Source organism: Novosphingobium sp. BAM6 (genome assembly GCF_057784955.1).
The window spans coordinates 119,443-138,661 of record NZ_JBYNTR010000001.1 but is presented as its reverse complement, the minus strand read 5'-3'; the positions used below and the strand labels follow the sequence as shown (position 1 = coordinate 138,661).

The 19,219-nt window shown below is 66.5% G+C and carries 17 protein-coding genes; 3 read left to right on the top strand and 14 right to left on the bottom strand.

Going from position 1 to position 19,219, the window contains the following annotated elements; translation table 11 throughout:
* Nucleotides 1-9: 9 nt before the first annotated feature.
* The 6 genes from AC3EC3_RS00750 to AC3EC3_RS00725 form a co-directional block, all read right to left on the bottom strand.
* Nucleotides 10-963, bottom strand: a complete 954-nt coding sequence (locus tag AC3EC3_RS00750; RefSeq protein WP_488487832.1) for a 5'-methylthioadenosine/S-adenosylhomocysteine nucleosidase — start codon at nt 961-963, stop codon at nt 10-12.
* On the bottom strand, nt 963-2,333 hold the full coding sequence (locus AC3EC3_RS00745; RefSeq protein ID WP_488489161.1) for an NCS2 family permease: 1,371 nt from the start codon (nt 2,331-2,333) through the stop codon (nt 963-965). The genes AC3EC3_RS00750 and AC3EC3_RS00745 overlap by 1 nt, the downstream gene beginning before the upstream one ends.
* A gap of 32 nt (nt 2,334-2,365) precedes the next feature.
* On the bottom strand, nt 2,366-3,709 hold the full coding sequence (locus AC3EC3_RS00740) for an AtzE family amidohydrolase (protein ID WP_488487831.1): 1,344 nt from the start codon (nt 3,707-3,709) through the stop codon (nt 2,366-2,368).
* The gene (locus AC3EC3_RS00735; protein WP_488487830.1) at nt 3,706-3,921 is read right to left on the bottom strand and encodes a hypothetical protein; all 216 of its coding nucleotides are present in this window, start codon (nt 3,919-3,921) and stop codon (nt 3,706-3,708) included. The genes AC3EC3_RS00740 and AC3EC3_RS00735 overlap by 4 nt, the downstream gene beginning before the upstream one ends.
* Nucleotides 3,922-4,203: 282 nt before the next feature.
* A complete protein-coding gene (locus AC3EC3_RS00730) occupies nt 4,204-4,974 on the bottom strand; it encodes an anti-sigma factor (RefSeq protein ID WP_488487829.1) in 771 nt (256 codons plus the stop codon).
* Nucleotides 4,971-5,468, bottom strand: coding sequence for an RNA polymerase sigma factor (locus tag AC3EC3_RS00725; RefSeq protein WP_488487828.1), 498 nt, complete (start codon nt 5,466-5,468; stop codon nt 4,971-4,973). The genes AC3EC3_RS00730 and AC3EC3_RS00725 overlap by 4 nt, the downstream gene beginning before the upstream one ends.
* A 113-nt stretch (nt 5,469-5,581) precedes the next feature.
* Between AC3EC3_RS00725 and AC3EC3_RS00720 the strand changes: the two genes are divergently transcribed.
* Together AC3EC3_RS00720 and AC3EC3_RS00715 are read left to right on the top strand one after the other, a co-directional pair.
* The gene (locus AC3EC3_RS00720) at nt 5,582-6,868 is read left to right on the top strand and encodes a S8 family serine peptidase (RefSeq protein WP_488487827.1); all 1,287 of its coding nucleotides are present in this window, start codon (nt 5,582-5,584) and stop codon (nt 6,866-6,868) included.
* A gap of 109 nt (nt 6,869-6,977) precedes the next feature.
* Nucleotides 6,978-8,006 (top strand): hypothetical protein, encoded by a 1,029-nt coding sequence (locus tag AC3EC3_RS00715; protein ID WP_488487826.1) that lies wholly within the window; start codon nt 6,978-6,980, stop codon nt 8,004-8,006.
* A gap of 295 nt (nt 8,007-8,301) precedes the next feature.
* On the opposite strand, the gene AC3EC3_RS00710 is transcribed toward AC3EC3_RS00715, so the two are convergent.
* From AC3EC3_RS00710 to AC3EC3_RS00675, 8 genes are all read right to left on the bottom strand, one after another.
* A complete protein-coding gene (locus AC3EC3_RS00710; protein WP_488487825.1) occupies nt 8,302-9,198 on the bottom strand; it encodes a substrate-binding domain-containing protein in 897 nt (298 codons plus the stop codon).
* Nucleotides 9,199-9,218: 20 nt separating this feature from the next.
* Nucleotides 9,219-10,808, bottom strand: coding sequence for an acetolactate synthase large subunit (locus AC3EC3_RS00705; protein ID WP_488487824.1), 1,590 nt, complete (start codon nt 10,806-10,808; stop codon nt 9,219-9,221).
* Between the two features lie 3 nt (nt 10,809-10,811).
* Nucleotides 10,812-11,669: an HpcH/HpaI aldolase family protein gene (locus AC3EC3_RS00700; RefSeq protein WP_488487823.1), complete on the bottom strand. Its 858-nt coding sequence runs from the start codon at nt 11,667-11,669 to the stop codon at nt 10,812-10,814.
* Between the two features lie 14 nt (nt 11,670-11,683).
* Nucleotides 11,684-12,676 (bottom strand): DODA-type extradiol aromatic ring-opening family dioxygenase, encoded by a 993-nt coding sequence (locus AC3EC3_RS00695; RefSeq protein WP_488487822.1) that lies wholly within the window; start codon nt 12,674-12,676, stop codon nt 11,684-11,686.
* Between the two features lie 62 nt (nt 12,677-12,738).
* Complete coding sequence (locus tag AC3EC3_RS00690) at nt 12,739-14,055, bottom strand: MFS transporter (protein ID WP_488487821.1); 1,317 nt, start codon at nt 14,053-14,055, stop codon at nt 12,739-12,741.
* A gap of 60 nt (nt 14,056-14,115) precedes the next feature.
* A complete protein-coding gene (locus tag AC3EC3_RS00685; protein ID WP_488487820.1) occupies nt 14,116-14,970 on the bottom strand; it encodes an amidohydrolase family protein in 855 nt (284 codons plus the stop codon).
* A gap of 194 nt (nt 14,971-15,164) precedes the next feature.
* Nucleotides 15,165-16,190: an amidohydrolase family protein gene (locus tag AC3EC3_RS00680; RefSeq protein WP_488487819.1), complete on the bottom strand. Its 1,026-nt coding sequence runs from the start codon at nt 16,188-16,190 to the stop codon at nt 15,165-15,167.
* 205 nt (nt 16,191-16,395) lie between these two features.
* Nucleotides 16,396-17,385 (bottom strand): ABC transporter substrate-binding protein, encoded by a 990-nt coding sequence (locus AC3EC3_RS00675; protein ID WP_488487818.1) that lies wholly within the window; start codon nt 17,383-17,385, stop codon nt 16,396-16,398.
* A 444-nt stretch (nt 17,386-17,829) separates the two neighbouring features.
* Here AC3EC3_RS00675 and AC3EC3_RS00670 point away from each other — a divergent pair, with 444 nt between their 5' ends.
* Nucleotides 17,830-19,089, top strand: coding sequence for a LysR family transcriptional regulator (locus tag AC3EC3_RS00670; protein ID WP_488487817.1), 1,260 nt, complete (start codon nt 17,830-17,832; stop codon nt 19,087-19,089).
* Nucleotides 19,090-19,219: the final 130 nt, after the last annotated feature.

Here is a 19,219-nt window from a genome sequence, read left to right as displayed (position 1 = left end):
CCGTTTCGGTCAGTTCGGAAGCGCTGCCACGAAAGCGCGCACGACCTTGGCCGAATTGGCCGAGGCGAGATGCTCGAACGTGTTCTCCATGTTCCGATCGGCATCGCCGCCTGCAAGGTCCGACAGCGAGCGGAACACGATCGCGGGCACGGCATTGGCATAGGCGACCTGCGCCACCGAAGCGCTCTCCATATCGAGCACGCGGGCGTGCCACGCGGTGTAGAGATATTCGCGGAACTGCGCGTTGTCGGCGTAGACGCCCGCCGTCACCCCGGTCCCGCCGACCACGACCTGCGGGTCATGCGGCAGGCACAGTTCACTGTCGGCACGGGCGTTGGCGGCGCCATCGACGCAGCGGGTCATGTGGACGGTGGGCGCGACCTTGCGGGCCAGCGTCAGCAGCGCCGGGTCCATGGCGATGGTGTAATGCGTCTTCGGCGCCTCGGCAGCATTGCCCACGCGGACCCCGCGCGGGAACATGAACTGCCAGCTCGCAGGCGCTGCGGGATCAACCGCTTCGGGCGGACGCCAGCCCTCGCCATCCTTGCGGGCGAACGAGACTTCCAGATACTGCCCCCAGTCGTCCGGCACGATCACGTCGCCGATCGACAGATGCGGATCGACACCGCCCGCGATGCCCGAGAACACGATGCGCTTCACGGTGAAGCGGTCGAGCGCGAGCTGGGTGTTCATCGCCGCGTTGACGACGCTGACCCCGCTGCGCATCAGCAGCACCGGCTTGCCTTCCAGCGTGCCCGCAAGGAAGGTCATGCCGTTGACGCTGTAGGCATGCGGCGCCCTTATCGCGGGGGCGAGCGCGTTCCACTCCGGGTCGAACGCAGTCATCACCAGCGTACGCGGCGTGATGTCGAGCTTGCCGCTATGGGCCGCGACCGGCGCAGCGTGAGCCAGAGTGACCGGCGCCGTGGCGGCAAGCAGTAGCGAGGCAATCAAGGCGCGCATCAGGCGGCTCCCATCCAGACGAAGCGGGCGACGAACAGCGCCGCCAGAAGACACAGGAACCAGTCGGAAGTCTTGAGCTGACCGCGCACCAGCTTGAGCAGCGCATGTGCGGTGATGCCGAAAGCGAGCCCGTTGGCGATCGAGAACGTCAGCGGGATCATCGCCACCGTCAGGAACGCGGGGATCGCACTCAGCGGGTCTTCCCACTCGACTTCGATCAGCGGCAGCAGCATCAGCCCGCCCACGATGATCAGCGCGGGCGCGGTCGCCGCCAGCGGGATCAGTTGCGCATAAGGCGCCACGAACATCGTCGCGAGGAACAGCAGACCGGTGACGACGGCGGTAAGGCCCGTGCGCCCGCCCGCCTGCACGCCCGCCGCGCTCTCGACATAGCTCGTCACCGTGCTGGTGCCCGCCATCGAGCCGACGATGGTCGATACCGCATCGGTGATGAGGATGCGGTTGAGGCCGGGGATCTTGCCCGCAGCGGTCATCAGCCCCGCCCGCTTGGTCACGGCGACCAGCGTACCGATATTGTCGAACAGATCGACGAACAGGAACACGAAGAGGATTTCGAGCAGGCCAAGGCCGTGGCTGCCGGTGAGCCCGAACACGCCGCCAAGGTCCAGCTTGAACAGCGTGCCGGTCAGCGCGGAAAGGCTGTAAGGCTCGGCATGGAGCGCGACCTGCCCGGTCAGCCAGCCGACCAGCGTGGTCGCGACGATGCCGATCAGCATGGCGCCACGCACGTTCCACACCGAAAGCGCGCCGATCAGCACCAGCCCGAACAGCGCAAGCGCCGGTCCCGGCGTCTTGAGATCGCCCAGCGCCACGAACGTCGCCGGATTGGCGACGACGATGCCGGCGTCCTTCAAGCCGATGAAGCCGATAAACAGGCCGATGCCGCCCGCCACGGCCGCGAACAGGTAGGGCGGGATGGAGGCGACGATCATCTGGCGCACGCCCGTCACCGTCAGCACCAGAAACGCGACGCCAGAGATCAGCACGCAGCCCAGCGCCACCGGCCAGGGCACATGCATCTGCTGGACCACGGTGAAGGCGAAATAGGCGTTGAGGCCCATGCCCGGCGCCAGCGCCAGCGGGGTGTTGGCGACAAGGCCCATCAGGATCGAGGCGAAGGCGGCGGCAAAGCACGTCGCCGCCGCCACCGAGGCGACCGGCATGCCCGCCGTGCCCAGAATCGACGGGTTCACCAGCACGATGTAGGACATCGTCAGGAAGGTGGTGATCCCCGCCAGCACTTCGGTGCGCGCGCTGGTGCCTCTTGCAGAGAGCGCAAAACGCCGTTCCAGCACACCCGCTGGCACGTGCAAATCGGCGGAGGGCGTATCGTGCGCCTCCCGTTCCATCTCGACCCCGCTCATACCCTGACCGTCCCCGTTCAAACCTCAAGCGTAACTGCGCGATTGGGCGCAGTCACCCCGATAACCCCTTGCGATTCCAGCTCTGCCGCGAAGCGTAGCAGCGCCGGCTCGCCCAGCGGCGCGCCGACCAGTTGCAGCCCCAGCGGCAACCTGCCCGGACGGTAGAGCGGCACAGCCAGCGATGGCAATCCGGTAAAGCTGATCGGCTGCGTGTGCAGGCCCAGATTGGCGCGCGCCGCAACAAGCTCGCCATCGACGAGGATGCGCGGATCGGCGATCGGCGGCGCCGCGCACGGCGTGGCAGGCGCGAGCAGCACGTCCCAGTCGGCCATGATCGCCTCGATCCGGCCGCAGTATTCGGCGCGATAGTCCTGCGCGCGCCGGTAGAGATCGTCGGGCAGCAATGCGCCTGCCAGCAGCCGGTCGCGGGTCTGCGGATCGAAGGCCATGGCATCGCGCGCAAGGTCCGCCTCGTGCAGACGCCCACCCTCGTAAGCCGTGATGACGAAAGCGGCGGAGCGCGCCACCGCGACATCGGGCAGCTCGACCAGCGGTGCGCCCGAGGCCACCGCGTCGATCACTGCCAACTGATCGGGATCGGCATTCTCGCGGAAGCGACCACCCAGCCGGGCGATGCGCAGCGGTGCCTGATCTTGCTGGACGGAACGCTGCGAGAGCACTTTCCATACCGTCGCCATATCGCCCGCGTCACGCGTAAAAGGGCCGACATCGTCGAAGCTCTCGGCGAACGGAAACACGCCCGCCAGCGGCAGGTCGCCGTGGCTGGGCTTGAGGCCGTAAAGCCCGGTCAGACTGGCAGGCACGCGCACCGATCCGTTGGTGTCGGACCCAAGCGCCAGCGGTATCAGCCCTGCGGCCACGACCGCCGCCGAGCCGCCGGAGGAACCGCCTGCCAGACGCGCCGGGTCATGCGGGTTGCGTGTGGTGCCGTGCAGCGCGTTGATGGTCGCAAAGCCGTAGGCGAATTCATCCATGTTGAGCGTGGCGACCAGCACCGCGCCTGCCGCCTGCATCCGCCGCACCGCTTCGGCATCGGCGCGTGCCGGAGGCGCATCGGCATGGATGCGCGAGCCCGCGGTGGTGGAAAGGCCCGCCACGTCGAACAGATCCTTCACGCCATAAGGCACTCCGGCCAGCGGCCCCGGATCGCGCCCCTCGGCCACCAGGGCATCGACGGCATCGGCTTCGGCCAGCGCGCGTTCGGCCAGCACCCGCGTTATGGCGCGCAGCGGATCGTCGGCTCCGGCGTGGAGCTGCTCAAGACATCCCTCCACGACTTCGCGCGCGCTGAGCCGCCCGGCGCGAACCGCGCTGGCGATCTGCCTTGCCGTGAAGGTCACGCCACACGGCTCCCGTCATCTGCAAGGCGGGCGGCATGCGATGCCAGCAGCGCCATGTTCGCCTCCACACCCTCAAGGCATGCGGCAGGGATGGCAAGACCGCGCGCGGCGGCGGCACTCAGGATTTCCTCACGCGTGCGGGCGATGCGAAACGGCGCCGACGAGGCAGCGGATAGGGTGGTGTCGGAAAGCGGATGGCCCGGACCTGTCATGCCCGAACCTCTCTGAAGAGAAACCCCGGCCTGAAGAGAAACCCCGGAACGACCGCGTAGGAGACTTGCGAGAAGTCCCCTCCGACGGTCGACCGGGCAGGGAGAGAGGGTAACATCGGTTGCATGCTGGGGACAGGTTGCCTCCACACCCCTGCGCGATCAAACGCAATGATTGACACAGCGCATTGCAAAAATGCGCGCACCTTATGCCAAGCTGCCGCGATGCTGACGCATCAGCAGCTTGCAACGCTCAAGCGCCGCGCGGGCCTTGGTGTCGGCATCCTACTTTTCCCAACCCGCCGCACGAGCCTGCTGCTCTGCCGTCGCATCGAGCGGATCGCCTTTCGCCATGTCCTGCGCTGCCGTCATCAGATCCGCTTCGGCAGAGCCTGCCTGCCGGTATTCGCCGGTTTCGCGGCCCTCACGCCCGGTCGTGCGTTCGAGCACCCAGCGCCCCTGATCGTGACAGGCCAGACCGGCGCTGGCGGAAGCCTCGTAGACGCGGCAGAAATCGCCGTCACCGCGCCGGAAGCTGGTGAGGATACGCACCGCACCATCCGCTTGCGCAGAGGCGAGCTGCGTATCGAGCCCGCGCTTGAGGCCCCCCGCCGCGAACAGTTGCCCGCCCCGCTCGACCACTTGCCCGCGCGGCACCAGTTGCGTGCCCAGAAACAGGCCCAGCACCAGCGAGGCGGCGATGGCCGGTCCCGCCCGCCACAGCCATGCGGTGCGCGGTGGCGGCGCGGTCTGTGCCTCACGCTGCGCCTTGGCCGTAGCAAAGTCGATCACCGGCGCCGCTTCGGCTTCCGGTTCGGCAGCGACCTCGCCCTTCGAGGCACGTGCCTTCTCGATCATCGCCGTCCAGACAGGCGGCACCGGCTCTTCCAGTACCGGATCGAGATGGGCGCCCAACATCGCGCGAAGCTTGCGCTGCGCCTCCAGCCGCTGCGCCAGCGCGGGGTCGGCGGCGAGCGCGGCGCGCACGCGATCCGCCTCGTCGGGCGCCAGTTCGCCATCGGCGAAGGCCGCAAGGTCGTTGTCGCTCACGCTCATGCCACGTCTCCCAGTTCGCGCAACAGCGCCTCGCGCCCGCGCCCCAGCCGCGACGTCAACGTTCCCTGCGGCACGCCGAGGATTTCCGCCGCCTCGCGATAGGCGAAGCCCTCGACCATCACCAGCAGCACCGCTTCGCGCTGTTCCGCGGGCAGCCGGTCGAGCGCGCGATCGACATTGTTCATCTCCACCCGCACTTCCGCCTCGGGCTCGCCCGAGGTGCCCACGGCCAGCCCTTCGCTCTCATCCACGAAAGTCTGCGCACGGCGCCCTCTGGCGCGGGCTTCATCGATCCATTGGTTACGCATGATCCTGTACACCCAAGCATCGAGACGCCTGCCTTCCTGCCACTGGCGGCAGGCACGCAGCGCACGCTCGATCGTCTGCTGGCACAGATCGTCCGCGTCTGCCGCATCGCGGGTAAGGCCGCGCGCAAACCGCCGCAGACGCGGCAGCAGGGCGGTCAGTTCGTCGCAGAAACTTTCTGTGCTCATCGAATTGTCTTGCCTGAGGATGAAACGGCGGGACGATGACGTTTCATCCGTGAGTGCTACGAATTTTCGAAAGGGACAAGCAAATGCGCCGCCGCGCCGCAATATGGGCGACGATGACCGCCGCAATCGCGACCGCCGCGCTGCTTGGCCCCCCGCTGCACGCGCAACTGGTGAGCGGGCTTCCCACCGGCGGGACGCTCGATCCCGGCGCGGCGCTGGGGCAGGTGCGCGACGGCGTGAAAGGCGCGCTCGACGACCTTGCCTCGCCGCTTGCCGATCCACTGACGCATACCTTGCGCGATGCCACCTCGCTGGCGCGCGCGCGGCTGCAGCGCCTTGCCCGGTTCGTCAGCCAGCACAAGGACAGCGTGGAATGGGACGAGGACCACCAGCCTGCCGTGCGCGGCGAAGTGCTGCTACTCGATCCCGATCCCGCCGCACTGGCGACGGCGAAAAGTGCGGGGTACACGGTGATCGAGAACGGCACGCTCGGCGGTCTCGACATCGCCTATGCCCGGCTGCGCACGCCCGAAGGCCTGCCGCTGGCCCGCGCGGTGGATGGCTTGCGCAAGGCGCTGCCGGGCCGCGAGATTTCCGCCGACCAGTTGCACTTTCCGGCGGGTGGGCCGACGAGCAATGGCGCCTCCACGTCATCCTCCCACGAGACCAGCCGCCCCTCCCCTTCCGACCTGCCGCGCGGCGGCACCGTGGGCGTGATCGACGGCGGCTTCGGAAGCGGCTCTCCGCAGAGCGCGCCCCGGATCGTCGCCCAGCGCGGCTTCGCGCAAGGCGCCCCGCGCGTCAGCGACCACGCCGCCGCCATTGCTTCGCTGCTGGCAGGCGCGGGCACGGCGCGGCTCTACGATGCCGATGTCTACGGCAGCGATCCGGCAGGCGGCAACGCGCTCGCCATCGCCCGCGCGCTGGGCTGGATGCAGCAGGAGACAGTGCCGGTGGTTTCGATCAGCCTTGTCGGCCCAGCCAATCCGCTGCTCGCCCGCGCGGTGGCGGCAGCGCAGCAGCGCGGCATGACGATCGTTGCGGCCGTAGGCAACGACGGCGCCGCAGCGCCCCCTGCCTACCCCGCCTCCTACCCCGGCGTGATCGCCGTCACCGGCATCGATGGTGCGGGCCGCGTGCTGATCGAGGCGGGTCGCGCGACCCATCTGGACTATGCCTCGCCCGGTGCCGACATGAGCGCGCTGGTGTCCACAAGAGGCCGCATCGAATTGCGCGGCACCTCCTATGCCGCTCCGCTGGTCGCCTCGCGCATCGCCGCGCGCAGACAGGGCGGTACGAACGCAGACGCAGCCCTGCGCGCGACCGATGGCGAGGCGCTTGCGGGCCAGCGCAATACAGGGCGCGGCGTGCTCTGCAACATTTGCCGCTCGGGGCTCTGAGCGAATATTTCCGAAAAATCGCATCAGCGAGGGATGAAAGCGAAACCGGCACCCGTTCCTTCCCCGAGCCTCCCGAAATGGAGGCAGGGACGCAAGAAGGAGAACACCGATGAACAGGAAGACTCTCGCCACCATTCTCACCACCACCTCTGTCGCGCTGGCGATCTTCGCCGTGCCCGGTGTGGCGCAGGCCCAGTTGCTGGGCGGCGGGGGCCTTGGCGGGGGCGGATTGGGCGGAGCACTCGGCGGCGGCTTTGGCGGCACGTTGAGCGGCATGGGCAGCTCGATCGGTAGCACCATGGACGGCGACGGCGCCTTCGGCGTCACCCGCACCGGCCGCAGCGTGACGTCGAACGCGAGCGGCAGCGCCACCAGGACGGTGAAGACCCGTCATAACCGCAGCGCGGACACCTCGTCCTCGACCGCCACACCCACCACTTCGGACACCTCGGCCACCCGCTCGGCAACCGGCAACCTGACCGGCTCGGCCAGCTCGATGCTGGGCAGCGGATCGGCGACCGGCGCGGCCGGTGGTTCGGGCGACCTGCCGGGCAGCGCCGCGACGCCTGATGCCTCGGGTCTTACCTCCAGCGCGAAAAGCGCCGCCGCGAACACCGCCAGCGGCGCGCGTTCGGCGCTGACCTCGACGGCTTCGGAAACCGGCGCTTCGGGTTCGGGCACTGGCAGCGCCAGCGGCTCGGCGGAGAGTTCGAGCGCCAATGGCTCGGCCTCGGGCGGGTTGCTGGGCAACGTCAGCGCGCCTGACACATCAGGCACGACTTCGGCACTCACCTCGCGCGCGGCCAATACTGCTTCTGGCACCGCCTCCAGCGCCCGCACGGCGGCCTCCAATGCCCGTTCCGCCACGACCCAGCGCGCTCAAACCGCGACGGGCAAGCTGCGCGATACCGCCGGCTCGCTGTCGGACACGTCGTCGGACACTGCGGCCAGCGGCAGCGGTGACGGCTCGGCCAGCGCCACCACCGGCAAGCGCACCACCACCGCAACCGGATCGGGCAGCGGCTCCGCCTCGCGCAACGGCGCCAGCGGTTCGTTGAACCTGGGCGTCAGCAGCGAAAAGGCCACGACTGCCAGCACCGGCTCGGGCAGCAACTCGGCCAGCAGCGCCGCTCAATAACCCCCCGCCCCGGCAGACCCGCAAGCGCGGGCCCCGGTGGCCGACGCGCCCCGCAGGCCATCCAACCCCTGCGGGGCGCGTCATTGCGTCGCAGGCCAGATCGACACGAAAAAACGGGCCGGAGAGGAACTCCGGCCCGTCAGTGTCAGGATGGACCACAGGCATGTTCCGGAAAGGAACAGGCCCCGTCCGGCACCGATCCGCTCGCTCCCACCATCGTCCCACAGGTACGCCGGGCAAGAGAGCGGATCGATGCCGGTATTCGCCGGTCTGCGAATATATCGATATTCAACCCTTAACCCAGCGCGCCGGTGGTCTCGTCGAACAGCGAGTCCACGCTCATGCGCGCAGGGATGATCTTCTGCTCGTAGGCCCAGTCGATGGCCAGTTGCAGGCCCTTGCGGTTGGCTTCAAGCCCCATCGGCGGGAACGGATCGGGCAACCCGCCTTCGGTGAGGTCGCGCGTCTCGCCGATCATGCGGTAGAGTTCGCGCACCACATCGGGGCGGTTCTTCGAGAGATCCTCATGGACCACGAACATGTGGTTGATCGGCACCACGCCTTCACGCGCGAACCAGTCCTTGGCGGCGTTGAAGGGATCCGGGATCAGCCGCTCGACGCGCGGATCCTTGGGCAGATCGACACCCTGAAGCGTCGCGGTCAGTTCGCCATCGAGCATCATCTGGCCGATGTCCGAGCCCTTGGGCAGGCGCACGCAGTTGTCGGGATCGGTGTATTCGAGCAGGTGCCCGTCACCGCCGGTCATCCATGTCACCTTGTTCAGATCGACGCCGTATTCGTGCTGCAGCACGCCGCGCACCCACAGCCCGGTGGTCTGCGCATAGGTCCGCACGCCCACCTTCTTGCCCTCGATATCCTTGGGCGCGACATGGCCGAGTTCGCGGTTGTACCCGGCGCAGTGGTGCTGGAACCGGCCCGAGACCGGCGCGGGCAGGATCACCCACGGTTTGCCGTAGGCCTTGGCCTGCAGATAGGTGACGATCGCCAGCTCGCCGCAGTCGAAGGCGTTTTCGCGCAGCATCGGCTTGAAGCCGTTATGCGCCTTTTCCGGGCCGCAGAAGTCGAGCTTGACGATCTCGGACGAGACGCGCCCGTCCTTCAGCGCCTTGGTCTGCGGATAGTCCTGCACGTTGGCGCGCAGAGTGAGCACGTCTGTATTGGTATCGGTCATGGACTCTCTCCCCTCTTTTCTCAGTAGAGCTTCACTTCGATCAGGCAGGGACCGTCCATCTCGGCCGAGCGCGCCATTTCCTTGTAGAAGTCTCCGGCGTTATCCACCTGCACGCCGGGCACGCCCATGGACCTGGCCATGGCCACCCAGTCGATCGTCGGACGGTCGATGTCGATCATCGCCATCGCCTGCGGCCCCGGCGTCGTGCCCGCACCCATGTTGGTGTATTCGGCCTTGAGGATCGCGTACTGGTTGTTGGCGAAGATGATCGTGGTGATCGGCAGCCCTTCGCGCGCCTGCGTCCACAGCGACTGGATCGTGTACATCGCCGATCCGTCGCCCACCATGCAGAAGGTCCGCCGGTCGGGACAGGCGAGCGAGGCCCCGGTGGCAACGGGGGTGCCGTAGCCGATCGAGCCGCCCATGTTGTTGATCAGATCATGCGGACGCGCGCCCATCGTCAGGCCCATCGTCTGACGCCCGGTGGTGAGCGATTCGTCGACGAGGATCGCGCCTTCCGGCAGCGCGGCGGAAAGCGCATGGGCAATCGTCTCGGCCCCCAGCGCGCCCGAAGGGATCGGCGCCTCGATACGTTCCTGCACCAGCGGTGCAGCCTCGCGGCAACCGCCGAGCGCCTCGATCAGCATTTCGAAGCCAAGCGCCGAATCCTCGTCGGGCTCGACGAAGGAATGGACGATGGTCTCCGGACCTTTCATCAGGCTGGGCTGGTCGGGATAGCTGAAGAACGCCACCGGCTCCTTCGTTTCCACCGTCACGATGTGCCTGAAGCCCGCCAGGAATGCGCGTGCCTGCGGCACCGCGTAAGGGATGCGCTCCAGCGGCGTGCGACCCGCCCCGCGCTCGATACGCGCGGTGAAGAACTGCGAGCCGAGCCGCGCGCCGGTGGCGCCTGCCACCTTGCCCGCCAGCGCCAGCGCCTGCCCGCGCGTGGCGCGGTTGCCCAGAATGATGAGCACAGGTTCGCCCGAGCGCAGCACGCGCGCCACGTTATCGACCCGCGCCTGATCGGGCGCGGTGCGCGGACGACCAAGGCCCGTCGGCACCTTCGAGGGACCGGCGGCCTTCCATGCGGTATCGCCGGGCAGGATCAGCGTGGCGATCTGGCCGGGGTGCTCGCTGGCCTTCGCCACCGCACTGGCGGTATCCCAGGCAATCGTCGTCGAGCTTTCGGCGCGGCGCACCCAGTGACTGAGCGGACGCGCAAGGCCCTCGATGTCCGAGGTCAGCGGCGGGTCGTACTTCAGGTGGCTGGCCGAATGCTCACCCACGATATTGACCATGCCCGAGGAGGCACGCTTGGCGTTGTGGATGTTCGACAGGCCGTTCGCGAGCCCCGGCCCCAGATGCAGCAGCGTGGAGGCGGGCGTCTCCTTCATGCGATACCAGCCGTCCGCCGCGCCGGTGCACACGCCTTCGTAAAGGCACAGCACGCTTTTCATGCGCGGATTGTCGAGCGCAGCCAGAAAGTGCATCTCGGACGTGCCGGGATTGGCGAAACACACGTCGACGCCATTGTCGGCCAGCGTGTTGACCAGCGTCTGTGCGCCGGTCATCTCGCCTGCTTCGGGGTTGGGGTTCGCTTCGGCCATGGCTCAGTACCCCGCCAGTTCGCGGCCCTGCCCGACAACGCCATAACTGCGCGAAGGGGCGGACATCAGGAAGCGATAGCCTTCGCCGATCAGGCGCTCGACGTTCTTGGCGTTGGTGTGCGGGTTGCCGACCACCACGTTGTGCTTCTTGCAGGTCTCGACGATGCGGCGCATCGCGTCGAGCACTTCGGGGTGCTCGTACTGGCGCGGATAGCCGAGTGCCTGCGAAAGATCGCCCTCGCCGATCAGCACGAAGCCGATGCCGGGCACGTTGGCCAGGATATCGTCGAGGTTCTCGATCGCCTCGGGGCTCTCGCACATCATGCCCACCAGCAGCTCGCCATGCGGAGCCAGCGGCCAGACATCAGCCTTGGCGTAGTATTCGGGCTGGGTCAGACCCCAGTAGCGCGCCGCAGTGGCCGGGCCGTCGCCGCGAATGCCCTTGGGCTCGTAGAGCGCCGCGCCAGTGGGCTTCGCATAACGGCACGAGGCGACCATGTTGTAGGCCTGCTCGACCGTCGACACGTGCGGGGTGATGACGCCGTAGACGCCGCGATCCAGCACCTGCTTGGCCTGGAACTGGTTCATCTCTGCGCCGTTCGCCGGAATGCGCGCGATCGGCGTCACCGCCGGGGCGACCGAGCCGCTCTCCGCGATCTTCTTGCGGTTGAGCATGTACTGCAGCGCATCGCCCAGCCCGGCGACGTCGTAGGGGTTGTGCTCCATCTCGAACACCACGCCATCGTAAGGCGCGTCGGTCATTTCCTGCGCGGTCAGCTTGTCGACCTTGGCGAAGCAGGTGAAGGCGGGCTTGCCGGCTTCGAAGGCGCGGATGATGCCGTTGAGGCGGTTGTCGGTCATGTCAGTCAGGCCTTTCAGGCAGCTTCGGTCTGTTCTTCGGGGCTCCAGTACATGAAGCCCATCCCTTCGCCGGTGCCGGCAGCGGTGCGCCAGCACGGCACGTAGTCGACCAGTTTCATCTGCGCGCCGGTGTGCTGGAGCGCCATCATCACGATCGAGTAGATCTTCACCTCGGACGTGCCCGACTGGTAGTAGGTGTCGGGAATGGCGGCGAGACCGTCGTAGTCGTAGCTGGCCAGCATCCCCATCACGTTGCGGTCGAACTCCTCGTCGTTGACGAAGTGCGACAGGCCGCCCGAAGCGATCACCGCCACGCGCACGTCCTCGGGCCAGGCCTCGATCGCGTCGCGCAGCACGCGGCCGAACTCGATGCAGCGCGCCATCGAGGGCTGCGTGGGCGGGTAGAACAGGTTGAACAGCACCGGCACATGCGGCGGTACATCGTCGCCCATGATCTGGTGATAGACGAAGCTGTAGGCATGCGGGACCACCGGATAGTCCGGCGCATAGCCGCGCTGGCGCTCCATCCAGGTGTTCTGCGGCCAGGCCTGCAGGTCGTTGAGATCGAAGTTCTGCTCCTGAAACTTGCCGATCAGGTAGGTCGCGAACTCGGGATGCGCCTTGTGGACGACATGGTGATCGGGCGCATAGACCGGGCGCTGCGGCGGGCCGTTATGCACTTCCTCGCCGGTATAGATGGTGATGGCGGGGGACTGGTCGGGCCAGATTTCCTTCTGGTCCTTGCCCAGCACGATGCACACGTCGACCTTGGCGCGCTTGTAGGCCTCGGCCATCTCGTCGAGCGCGGCGCGGCACTTGGCGGCGCGCGCCGTGCGCTCTTCCATGGTCAGGCCATATTCGAAGGCGGCGCCGCGCTCGGCTTCCAGTTCGGGATAGGTCCAGGTCTTGCCCTTGTACCACAGTGCCGGATTGTTGCGGTCGCGCTCACCGTTGGTGAGCCAGTCTTCCGGTGCCTGTCCCAGCATGCCGCTGTGGGGGACAGCCATTCCGAATACGATTTTAGCCATTGTCTTGTGCGTCCTTTGTCGAGGATCGAATCCGTTGATGCTTATGCTGCCGCGTGGACCTTGGGGGCCCAGCGCGGCTGCAGCAGGAAGATGGTGGTGAGTGCGCCCAGCGCGCAGAAGGCGACGATCACGAGGATCGGCAGGTCGTAGCCGCCGCTCGCCGCAAGCAGCCAGCCCGAGATCAGCGCGGCAGCGCCGCCCGAAATGCTGGTCGCCACCTGCTGCACGCCGGTGACGAGGCCGACGGCGGGCTTGGGGATCAGCGTCAGGCGGCACAGTGCCAGATTGTTTGCAGTGGCAAGCCCCAGGCACGATAGCGAGAACACATTCCAGAACAGCGCGGTATCGAGGTTGGTCGAATAGGCGCCCAGCAGGATCGTGCTCGCGCCGACGAACCCTGCAACGGTGAAGGCCTTGCGCACGAACACGGCATTGCCGCCTCGGGCAATCATCCGGTCCGCCGCCCAGCCTGCAACCACCGCAACGATGGCGATGCCGGAGAAGCTGAAGAAGGTGTAAAGGCCCGACTGCTTGAGCGAGAGGCCGTGCTGCTCGACCAGATACGAAGGCATCCAGGTCATGCAGTAGAACGTGAAGTAGCCATAGCAGAAGCTGACGATCAGCGTTCCCCACACCAGCGGACTGGCAAGGACCGCACCCAGCGTCACGGCCGAGGCCTTGCGGCGCACTTCGGCGCGCATTTCGGGCGGCGGCAGATCGTTGCGCACGCCGAATACCCACGGCACCAGCCACAGCATACCGACGATACCGGTAGCGAAGAACATCGTGCGCCAGTCATGCGCGGTGATCAGCCAGGCCGCGACCGGCGCACCGATCGCCGGGCCCAGCTTGTTGCCCGCCGTGAAGACGCCAACCGCCGTACCTGCCGAACCTTCTGAGAAATTGTCGCGAATCCAGCGATAGCTGGCGGGGATCACCGCCGCTTCCGCCGCGCCGACGATGATGCGCATGACGATCAGCGCGAACAGCGTCGAGATCGCGCCGGTCACGGCGGTCGCCACGCACCACAGCGCGAAGCAGATGGTGTAGGGCAACTTCACACCGTAGCGGTCAACCAGCCAGCCCATCGGGATCTGGATCAGGCCATAGGACCAGAAGAAGGCCGAGTTCACCCAGCCGCGATCGACATCGGTCAGGCCGAAGTGATCGATGAAGGGCTTTTCGGCCAGCGCCGAGGAAATGCTGGTGCGATCAACGTAGGCGATCATCACCCCCAGCGCGAGCAGGATCAGGATCGCCCAGGTCGTCGCGTTGACGCGCGGCGTATCGTCGAGCAGGCCTTCACCCGCCAACGAGGGCGCTTCCACCCCGTCCCTGCTCTCTATTGCCCTTGCCATGTCACTCTCCAATTTCTTTATTCTCGTTGCCGCGACCTTATCTGGTCTTGATCTTAGGGATCAGTCGGCCAGCGCAGGGTATAGCTTCTGTGCGGTCTTGGCGAAGATCCAGCTACGCGCTTCCGCGTCGAGCGAGGCCAGCCGCGCCTCGGCGGTCGCCTTGATCTCGCCCAGCGAGCCGGGCGAGGTCGGATAGTTGGAACCCCAGGCGAGGCGATCGGCGCCGAATACTTCGACGAACTTGGGGAACAGCGTTTCCGGGGTCGCCTCGCCCTTCGTGCTGTCACCCATGATGCGCGGGGTCAGCTTGAAGTAGATCGAGGTGATCGGCGCGAGGTCGAACAGGCTCTGCGCCTTGGCGTAGGGCGCGCCGTCGGTCACATCGGGGCGACCGAGATGGTCGAGGATGATGTTCACGTCGGGGAAGCGCCTGGCCAGCGAGACCACGGCATCGAGGCCGTTCGGGCCGGTCTGGATGCACATCGGGATGCCCAGTTCGCCGAGCAGTTCCCACGCCGGATAGGCGCGCGCGTCGTCCAGCTCGCTGGCGTCGAACTCCTTGGTGCTGCCGCCGGTGAAGATGCGCAGGCCCTTGAGGCCGCGATCGGTCCACATGCGGATCGTCTCGACCGCATCGGGCGCCAGAACGTCGACCGAACCCACCGAGATCAGGCGATCGGCATAGCGATTGCACGCATCGACGACGTAGCTGTTATCGAAACCATACGTGGTCGAGGAATGGACCACGGCCGCCTTGGCGACGCCGGCCTCGTCCATCGAGGCGATCAGCGTCTCGACCGTGCTCGGGCGCTCCTGCGACCAGTCCGAACGCTTGCCGAACAGCGGCGCGGGCGGATAGGCGGTCTCGTCGTCCGAGATCACATGCGGGTGAATATCGACATACGTCGCTGTCATCGGTGTCGGGCTCCAATCGCCGGCCGCGTCCATGCGCGATGCCGGTCATCCTCTCAGGGGTTTGACTCGAGGTTCGGTCAGGTCTTGCAGTGTGCCGGGGCACGCAGGCGGCGGGGAGTTGGAACTGGGCCGGAAGACATAACTTATGCCCTCAAGGAATAGCCCTGGATCGCGCTCCCCGCCACCCGGATCCCTTACAGGCCCTTGGCCTTCAGGCGCGCGTCGAGGCGCGGATAGACGCGGCGTGCGTTGTCTTCGTAGATCAGCTGGCGATCGGCGTCGGTCAGCGCTTCGCAGGCATCAACATAGCGCTTGGTGTCGTCGAAATAGTGACCGGTGTTCGGATCGCGCCCACGCACGGCACCGATCATTTCCGAACCGAACAGGACATTGGTGGTGGGCACCACCTTGGTCAGCAGCTCGACGCCGGGATGATGATAGACGCAGGTGTCGAAGAACACGTTTTCGAGCAGGCCTTCCAGCGGACGATCCATCATCTCCAGCGACATGCCGCGATAGCGACCCCAGTGGTACGGCACCGCGCCGCCGCCATGCGGGATCACGAGGCGCAGTGTCGGAAAGTCCTTGAACAGGTCCGACTGCAGGATCTGCATGAACACCGAAGTATCGGCATTCAGATAATGCGCGCCGGTGCCGTGGAAGTTGGGATTGCACGAGGCGGCGACGTGGACCATGCCCGGCACGTCCAGCTCGCACAGCGCCTCGAACAGCGGATACCATTCCTTGTCGGTGAACGGCTTGCCGGTCCAGTAGCCACCGGTCGGGTCCGGGTTGATGTTCACGCCCACGAAGCCGAGTTCGTTGACGATGCGCTTCAGCTCGGGAACCGAGTTCTTCGGCGCGGCGCCGGGGCTCTGCGGCAGCATGCCCACGGGCACGAAGTTGTCCGGGTACATCTCGGTGACGCGATAGACGAGATCGTTCGAGATCGTCGCCCATTCCAGGCTGGTGCGCTCGTTGCCGAGGTGATGGCTCATCAGCCCCGCGATCGGCGAGAACAGCGTGAGGTCTCCGCCGCGCTCCTGCTGGAGGCGAAGCTGGCCATCCTCGATACCCTCGCGGATCTGGTCGTCGGTGACGTAGGCGTCGGCGATCTTGGGCGCATTAGCCTCGTCGTTCGCCGCCGCGACCTGCGCGGCGCGCCATTCGCGGAAGTGCTTGGGCACGGTCGTGAAATGGCCGTGACAGTCGATGATCATGATAGACTCCGTGGATTGCTACCGAAGCACACTTCCCGTCCCCACACCGCCCCGTTCGTGTCGAGCGAAGTCGAGACATGTTAGCGCTGCTTATGCGTGTCTCGACTTCGCTCGACACGAACGGGGGCAGGAAGGTAACCGATAGCGTGAACGTTCAGAAAAACCGGCGGGAGGCGACACCATGCCGCCTCCCGCAGCGAAAAGATCAGACGCGCACCGGCGCCTTGAGCGGATCGACGAACAGTTCCTCCATGCTCATGCGGCGCGGGGTGAGGCCCTGCTTGAAGGCGGTCTGCTCCAGCGCCTCGATGGTCGCGCGGTTCTCCTCGATGCCGTAGGGCAGCGGATCGGGGCCGACGATGCCCTGCAGCGCGCGGTACTTGTCCGCCTGCTTGCCGGTCGCCTCGCCCGAGTTCAGCTTGGCCAGCCACTCGTCCTTGGCGCGGGTGAAGGCATCGTTGAGCGAACGCGCGATCCACGGATGCTGCGCCAGAATGTCGTCCTTGACGACGATCGTGCCGTGCATCGGATAGACGCCGGTGCGCGCGAAGTATTCCTTCTCGGCGACTTCCGCATCGGGGATGAGGTCGGGATACATGCTGGTGTCGACTTCCTGCCAGCCGCCGGTCGGGCTGCCGGTACGGCCGATGCCCGCGGCTGCCTCAACGCCCGCCTGGATCGCGCCGCTGGCCATCATGTCGGCCAGCGAGACGCCGCCTTCGGTGTGACGCACGTTGGCAGGCAGCTTCAGCTCGGTGACGTGCTCCTCGTCATCGACGACCCAGTTCACCTTGGAATTGTCCATGCCGTATTCGTCGATGAAGACCTGGCGAATCCACACGCCGGTCGTCACCGAATAGGCGCGCACGCCCACGGTCTTGCCTTCCAGATCCTTGGGGTGATGGATGCCCGCATCGGGGCGCACCAGCATGCCGTCATGGTGGAAACGACGCACCACGAAGATCGGCAGCGCCGTGAACGGGCGGCCATAGGCGCGGGCGATGATATAGGTGGTCGGCGCCAGCTCGCAGACGTCGAATTCCAGATCGCGCACCATGCGGCGGAACGCGCCGATCTGCGGCTTGACGGTGACGAACTCGGGCTCGACACCCTCGATCTCGATCTCGCCGCTGCGGATCGCCGAGGTATGCGGATGCTCGGCAATCGCCAGCTTGAGGGGAACTTTCTGGCTCACTCTCACTCTCCTTGAAACCTTCTTGCACCAGCCCGCCCAAGATCCGGGCTGCCAGCGTGCGCCTCTCTAAGCGCCACCCCCGCCTGCTTCGTCAACGCGACGGGGCCGGAACCACGCGCAGGAGACAAGCAATTTATAACCTGTGCGCCGACGCTCGCCCTGTCATGTGATTGAAATATGGATTTTGCAGCGATTGAAATCGCGCAAGCGGCAATAGGTTTACCGCATTGCACCTGTACTTGAAAACGGGCCTGCGCAGCTGCGAGCAACCTCCGGATACCCGTCATAATCCCATGTTTTCTGCGCAATAGCGTGATATTTCATACCCACCTCATGACCTGTCGACGCGCCTTACCTTCGCAGATGCGGGAACGATGCGATGCATTTCAGGTTGAACGGGAGATAAAAAAGGCGAAGACTGCACGGCAGGAGAGGACATAAATAATGATCACAGCCAACCACTCTGGCACCGGTTCGGGCACCAGTCTCGAACGCGCCGGGTCGCTCAGCTTCCGCCAGTTGCGCCTGTTCGAGGCGATCGGCGACCTGCGCAGCGTGCGGCAGGCCGCAGAGGCCTGCAACCTGTCGCAGCCTGCCGTAACGCAAGCCCTCGCCAAGATGGAGGCCCAGCTCGACGTACCGCTGGTCGACCGGCGCGCAAGCGGCAGCTATCTCAACGAATGGGGCGAGATCTTCCACGCCCGCGTGAAGCGCTTCTTCAATCAGGCCCAGCGCGCCATCGTCGAGATCGGCGCCGCGACCAACGTGGACAATGCCCGCGCGATCATGAACCGCCTGACGCGCTCGCAGCTGCGCATGCTGGTCGCGGTGGTCGAGCACGGCTCATTCGAACAGGCGGGCGAGGTCATCGCGATTTCCCCTGCCTCGCTCCAGCGTTCAGCCCGCGATCTTCAGGGCAACCTGCAGGTCTCGCTGTTCTATCGCACCGCCTCGGGCATGATCGTCGGGCCGGCAGGCATCCGCTTCGGCCAGCTGGCGCGGCTTGCCATGCACGAGATCGAACTGGGCGTGATGGAACTGGACGCCGCGCGCGAAGGCAGCGAGACACCCGTGGTGATCGGCGCCATGCCGTTTGGCGGCAGCGTGCTACTGGCCTCGGTGCTGGGCGATTTCCTCGCCACCCATCCGCAGGCGGACGTTCGGGTCATCAGCGAAAACGCGACGGAAATGACGCGTGCGCTGCGCACCGGCGCAGTCGATTTCGCGGTCGGCCTGCTGCCCGAACAGACCGATCCCGACTTCATCTGCGAACCGCTGGCCCAGACCCCCTATGTCATCGTCGGGCGTCGCAGCCATCCGCTGACCTTCGCGGGCAAGGTCACGGTATCCGAACTGATGGCGCATGACTGGATCATCGGCACGGAAGGCTCCAGCCGCCGCGCCTGTTTCGAGCGGATCTTCGCCGGAACGCCCGGCCCGCGCACCCAGCTCGCCACCTGCGGCGTGCCGATCATCCGCCACCTGCTGCGCGACAGCGACCGGCTGACGCTGATGACTTCCTACGAGGTCGCCGCCGAGCGCGACACGATGCGCGCGCTTCACTTCTCGCGGATCGAACCTGCGCCGTCGATCGGCATCACCCGCCGCGCGGACTGGATGCCGACCCGCCTGCAGAGCGAGTTCCTCGACACCATCCGCCGCCACGTCAGCGCCGAACCGGTGCGTTTGCCGCAGGCGGTGTGACAGGGTTGACGGTGTAACAGCCTGTTTGAGAAATCGCGAAAGAGCGATTTCAGAAGCGGCACCGGCCCACGCCCCCACCTGCCACCCGCAAGGTACTATCGTTGGGTGGCAGGGTGGGGGCGTGGGCCGG